The 4,956-nt window shown below is 62.1% G+C and carries 4 protein-coding genes and 1 pseudogene; 1 reads left to right on the forward strand and 4 read right to left on the reverse strand.

Going from position 1 to position 4,956, the window contains the following annotated elements; genetic code table 11:
• Nucleotides 1-203 (forward strand): annotated as a pseudogene (locus ACFXB5_RS52575) (IS5/IS1182 family transposase); the annotation flags it as partial.
• An 80-nt stretch (nucleotides 204-283) separates the two neighbouring features.
• On the opposite strand, the gene ACFXB5_RS52580 reads toward ACFXB5_RS52575, so the two are convergent.
• From ACFXB5_RS52580 to ACFXB5_RS52595, 4 genes are all read right to left on the reverse strand, one after another.
• On the reverse strand, nucleotides 284-628 hold the full coding sequence (locus tag ACFXB5_RS52580; RefSeq protein ID WP_385222979.1) for a hypothetical protein: 345 nt from the start codon (nucleotides 626-628) through the stop codon (nucleotides 284-286).
• 800 nt (nucleotides 629-1,428) lie between these two features.
• Nucleotides 1,429-1,998 carry a nitroreductase family protein gene (locus ACFXB5_RS52585; RefSeq protein ID WP_121823973.1) on the reverse strand — a complete coding sequence of 190 codons (570 nt, stop codon included), beginning with the start codon at nucleotides 1,996-1,998 and terminating at the stop codon, nucleotides 1,429-1,431.
• Nucleotides 1,999-2,322: 324 nt separating this feature from the next.
• The gene (locus ACFXB5_RS52590) at nucleotides 2,323-3,609 is read right to left on the reverse strand and encodes a thiolase family protein (protein WP_385222982.1); all 1,287 of its coding nucleotides are present in this window, start codon (nucleotides 3,607-3,609) and stop codon (nucleotides 2,323-2,325) included.
• A gap of 142 nt (nucleotides 3,610-3,751) precedes the next feature.
• Nucleotides 3,752-4,956 (reverse strand): AMP-binding protein (locus tag ACFXB5_RS52595; RefSeq protein ID WP_385222985.1); only part of this gene is annotated, 1,205 nt, incomplete at its 5' end.

Here is a 4,956-nt window from a genome sequence, read left to right on the forward strand (position 1 = left end):
GCATCGTCCCGAAGATTGCCCGGCGTGGTCAGCCACACGGCTCGGGCCTGGGGCGGGTGCGGTGGGTTGCCGAGTCCGCCATCGCCTGGCTCCACTGCCCTCGCCGTTTACGCACCCGCTGGGAAGCCCGAGACGACATGCATGACGCCTTCCTCCAGCTCGCGCACTGCATGACCCTCGCCCGCAAAATCCCAGCTTTTTGAAAGGACCCGTTAGCGGCGAACATGAAATGTCGGAGTTAATTGATGATTCTCAACGGCGGCTACGAGTGAGACCGTATCGGTCAAGTAGTCGGCCAGATCTGATGGAGGACGTCGACCTTGGTGATGAACATATCATCCAGAAGCTCCACAGGAAGCCTGCCACGGTGATCCGCGGCTTGATACTCCGCCCGAATGGCCGCACCTTCGGGTGATTCCATCAGGCGCCGCTCGGCCGCATCAAAGTCGTCGCTATCTCCTTCGCAGCTGACCGCCCACACAAACTGGTTCGTGGATCTATCCACGAAGGCGAAGAGCACCTCGAACCCATACTGTTGCCGCGCGGGCAGCACCAGATGCCAACGTTCGACAAACCCCTCCATTTCGCCCGACTTAACCTGGTAACGCCGAAGTTGCACGGTCGACATCAATCAATCTCCTTCCTCAATTACCTAACAAAGGGACCGCGCGAGCCCTGCCTGGAGTTTGAGCACATCACAGGGGCGCTAGCCAGTCACTGGGCTTGACTCGGGGTGTCGCGCACAGCGCGCCATCGAGACAATTTTTGCGATTTCTGACCACCGTTGTCAATGGGCATTTAGTAACCCACACCGCAGATGATGCGGTCGAGGGCCCGCTGAGCGCCGCGACTGGTGGCCGGGCACCGGCTGGTCAACGAGGCCTCCGTCTGGACCGATGAGCACCGAGTTCTGGTCACTTTTCAAGGCGCGGACGTACGCGACGTCACCAGCCCACCTGGCGTGACGTAAATGCGGAGTCAGCAGCGCCTCGTCCAGCCATCAACTCGCCCCGCCAAGCACGTATTGCACAGCGGCGCACACAAGACCGCAACGTGCCACATCCGACAGTCCTGGCCGTCACCCTTGAGTGAAAGGAAGAAACGAAGGACACGGCACCAACTCCATGGAGGAGGGCCCCTGCTTACCGCGATCCAAACCGGAATCTCGAGTTGATGTCGCGTGAGAGTAACTTGCGCTCACGCCCTGAATCACCCCATCATCCCGGCGTTGAACAACGTTGTGACTGCGACGGTCTAGCTGTCATGGTCAATCTGTTCCCCTGCCGTGAGAGACACCGGAACGTCTCTCGGCAGCAACATCGCTCCGGTACTCATTGCGAGTGCCACATTGCCACCGGCCACCTGCCTCACCAGTTCGCCCAGCTGTCCGCGATTCCAGCTCCGAATGGTGTTTGTTACGTAGGAGATTTACCAAGTATCGAAGTGGATTACATCCGCGATCGGCTTTCGTTTGACCGAGCGGAACGGACGGGCCGCCCAACCCACCGGCATGGTCACACCAATGATCTTGTGATCGGGCACATTAAGCAGATCTCGGACGCCCTTAGTGGCGAAATGGTGTAGTCCGGTCGGGGTGACTCCCAAGCCCAGCGCCCGTGCGGCCACGATCATATTTTGGGCCGCTCCGTAAAGAGCGGAGAACTTATAACGATCCTCTCTTGGGTCGCCAGGAACCAGCGATGATACACAGATGAAGATCAGGACCGGAGCATCTCGCAGGAGGGTGGCCAACGGATTCGCGCTGGCGCCGCCAAGTGACTCGAGACGTGCTCGCACTTCTGGTGAGATCATGGTTTCGTGGAGGAGCGCGCGCTGTTCCGGTGACTTAACCACGATGAAGTCCCAGAGTTGAGCGTTCGCTGGATTCGCCGCTCTAGTGCCAGCCCAGATCAACTTTTCGATCAGCTCATCGGGTACTGGCTCCTCGGTCAGCCACCGCATGGTCATGGCCGACTCCATCGCCTCAAACACATCCATGCTCTACCTCTGTCAATTCGTCGGGCGGGAAACTTGCCAGTTTAGGGTCGGCTGGGCGATCTCGGACAGGCCGAGGTGAGGGACGCGAGTACCGTCGCCGAACGGCGGCTTCAGCGGAGTGATGGCAAGCCCAGGCCCTTCCTCTCCCGTCGCGGCGCCGTCGAATCGCATGCCTTGCAGCGTGCTCTTCCTGGGTGCCTTCGACTCTCAGCGGGCGGCCGAGTCCGGCCCCCAGCCGTCCATCCAAGCGGACTAACCGAACCTGTCACCAGTTCATGCAGCGGACCCGCTCTTAGACCACGTCTAAGTGCCGTGCTTTCGGATTCACCGTGCTCCTTCTGAGCGAGCGGGCGCACCGAGGATCGTCACCGCGGAGACAGCGTTGTCGTGACCGACGATCCCGCCTCCATTTTCGGCGAGCCCAACCTGCGCTCGGGGTAGTTGCAGCGCCCCGGCTTCGCCACGCAGCTGCAGGGTGACCTCGTTAAGCATCATGATTCCTGTAGCACCGATCGGGTGACCACGAGACACGAGGCCGCCCGACACGTTGACCGGGATCTCACCGCCGCGCGCCGTTGCGCCTGATGCCGTGAATGCCCCGCCCTGCCCCCGGACGCAGAAGCCCAGATCCTCGATGAGAAGGATTTCTGCGATCGCGGTGGCGTCGTGCAGCTCCACCAGGTCCACATCCGACGGCCCGATGCCCGCCCGCTCGTAGGCGCGTCGGGCCGCCCGAGCGGCTGCACGGTCATTCTCGAACAAGGACCATCGGCTGCCGCCGGCAGAGGCGTGTCCGAGAATCGGCAGGGCACGCTCGCGCATAGCGCGCGGCTGCGTGTCCAGATATGCGCGCGAGCACACAAGTACCGCCGCAGCTCCGTCACCCGTCGGGGCGCACATGGCGCGCGTGAGCGGCTCAGTGACCATTCTGTCGGCGAGTACCTTCTCGATGGTCATCGGGAATCGGTACTGGGCTCGGGGGTTGTCGACCGCGTTGGTGTGATTCTTCGCAGCGACGGCCGCGATTTGCTTGTCCGTCGTCCCAAATTTCTGCTTGTGGGCCTGGGCCCACAGGGCGTAGACATCCATGGCGATCGAGCGGCCCTCTTCGCCCGGACTGAAACCCACGCTGATTTCGGCGGCGAGCTTTCGGTGTGGATCGTAGAAGTAATCTCCCTCGAGCTGGCCCGCGGTCCCTTCGATCCATTTAAGGATGTCTCCGCGTGGTCGCTCAGGGTGGCTCATTTTCTCGATCCCGACCGCGAGCGCGATCTCCGCCTCGCCGGACAGGACGTCGCTCACCGCGCCAAGGAAGGCCATCATCCCGCTCGCGCAGCCGGCCTCCACGTTCTGGATGCAAAGACCGTGCGGGAGCAGGTCTTCATCACACAACGGGGTGAGGACCTCTTGCCCGCGGCACGCACGCTGGCCCCAGAAGTCCATCAACACGCTCGAGAACCATGCACGCTCGACCGGAAGCTTGGCAAAGCCAGCGTCCTGGCCAGCTTCAGTTATCACCTCGCGACACAGGTCGACAAACGTGCGATCAGGAAATCGACCTACGGGCGTGCTCGCGATGCACAGGATAAAGATGTCTTCGGTTGCAGTCACTAGATGCCTTTCGTAGCTGCGGGCGCTACCGAGTTTGGTGGTTGCATCGGATTGATGAATTGCGCCGTCGGATTAGGGTGTGGACGGTCGCACGCCGCGAGTACTCACATGGGTCGACTCCTCGAGGCCTTGTCTCGAGCGGTTAACGATTCCTGGGGGAGTCAGCCCAGTAGGGTTCGCTCAGCTGGCGCTTATCGATCTTTCCTGTCCCAGAGATCGGAAGAGCGTCTACGAACTCCACGCTTCGGGGCGACTTGTATCCCGCGACCAGCCCCTTGCAGTGCTCGCGGATCTGCTCTTCGGCCGGCTCCTGGGCACCGGGCTTGACCACCACGATCGCATGTACGCGTTCGCCCCAGCGGTCATCCGGGACCCCGATCACAGCGCATGCCGCGACGGCCGGGTGCTTGGCGACGGCGTTCTCCACCTCGGCCGCGTAGACGTTCTCGCCTCCCGAGATGATCATGTCCTTGATTCTGTCCGCGATAAAGAGGTAGCCGTCGTCGTCCATATAGCCGCCGTCGCCGGTGTGCATCCATCCGTCCCACAGCGCACTGGCGGTCGCTTCAGGCTTATTCCAGTAACCGAGCATTACGTGGCCACCGCGCACGGCAATCTCGCCGATCGTGCCTCGGGGCACCTCGTTGCCCTCCTGGTCGACCACGCGCACCTCGGCGTGTGCTACTACCCGGCCAGCGGAGCGCAACCGCGTGCCCTGGCGGTGATCTTCCCCTGACAGCATCGTGGCCATCGGAGCGAGCTCAGTCATGCCATAGCACTGCACAAAATCTGCCTGAGGGAAGGCGCTCATCGCGCGCCTGAGGAGAACCTCGGTGATCGGCTCAGCGCCGTAGACGATGTAACGCACGCTCGACAAGTCGAATCGAGCCAACTCCGGGTGGTCCACCAGCATCTGAACCATGCTGGGCACCAGCACGACGTTCGTCACGCGGTGCTCGTCGATGGCAGCCATGACCGCTGGAGGGTCGAAGTTGGGGAGAACAACATGCGCGCCCCCGACCATCAACTGGGCGACCCACATCGCGAGGTCGGCGAGGTGGAACATCGGTGCGACATGCAACGTACGCCCGCTCGGGACGACGAAGGGACACGAGGCCTGGCTGCCGAGCGCGGAGATCAGGATGTTGGCGTGGCTGAGCATGACCCCTTTCGGGAATCCCGTCGTGCCACCGGTGTAGAACAGCCCGGCGAGTGCATCCCCGCCGCACACCGAGTCGGCTAGCGGAGCGGTCTTAGAGCTTGTCTCACGTGGTGTCAGGTTGATGCGGCATGATGTTGCGCTATGGGTGTTGGTCTGTCGCAGCGGCTGGTTCCTGACGAACTCTG

It is taken from the genome of Streptomyces sp. NPDC059455 (genome assembly GCF_042750115.1).
Lineage (GTDB): Bacteria > Actinomycetota > Actinomycetes > Streptomycetales > Streptomycetaceae > Streptomyces > Streptomyces endocoffeicus.